Origin of the sequence: Pseudomonas batumici (assembly GCF_000820515.1) — a bacterium.
GTDB classification, from domain to species: domain Bacteria; phylum Pseudomonadota; class Gammaproteobacteria; order Pseudomonadales; family Pseudomonadaceae; genus Aquipseudomonas; species Aquipseudomonas batumici.
The window spans coordinates 1-724 of record NZ_JXDG01000092.1 but is presented as its reverse complement, the minus strand read 5'-3'; the positions used below and the strand labels follow the sequence as shown (position 1 = coordinate 724).

Genomic DNA, 724 nt, shown 5'->3' with positions numbered 1-724 from the left:
GGGCTCCTGGCGACAACGTTACCAGCAAAGACTGGTTCATCAAGGTCGACGGCGAGGTCATCGGCAGCATCAGCAGCTAGATCCGCGATTTGAACCAGTGCTACACCACCCCAGGGTATTCGGTCACTGTCCGCCCAGGTGAATGGCGTAGAAAAGCCGTTCCGTGAGAACTCCGGAACCTTTTCAAACCGTTCGATGCAGGAGGCGAGGGAGAACCGAAGCACTTACGTCAGACGGGCTAAAGAGTGAGCCGCGCGTCGCGCAGCCGCTCAGGCCGAGTAGGAGAATGCCCCATGAACGTTAAAGTCAACCTTTACCCATGCGCTCACTGCGAGCGCACCGGCACATGCAGTAGGGCCGCTAATGGGGCTGCATGCGCCGCATGTGTGAAGAACAACAACCTCAAAGGCTCAGGTCACGTTGGGCTTCCATGCGGCATCTGCGGCGGCCTAGGCCATGCCGAGCCGAAGACAGAACGAATCAACAAGCGAATGCAGCCGATTTTGGCCATCTTGACGTTGTACTTCTTGATGGCGGCCGTTTTGATAAGTGCCGCCGTCGAGAGTCAGTATTTCACTGAAATCCTGGCATTCGCCAGTCCCCTGGTTGGTGTGGTGTTGGCATTTTACTTCACTGCACGCGGTAGCCCGCGACCATAGGAAAAAGACCGATGGCCATCAAAGTTACCTTCAAGCCAGATGGGAGCGAGTTTCGGGCTCCTGGC

At 56.8% G+C, this 724-nt stretch carries 1 protein-coding gene; it reads left to right on the top strand.

The features are described 5' to 3' along the window. Positions 1-293: 293 nt before the first annotated feature. A complete protein-coding gene (locus tag UCMB321_RS28365; protein ID WP_040072012.1) occupies positions 294-659 on the top strand; it encodes a hypothetical protein in 366 nt (121 codons plus the stop codon). Positions 660-724 lie beyond the last annotated feature (65 nt).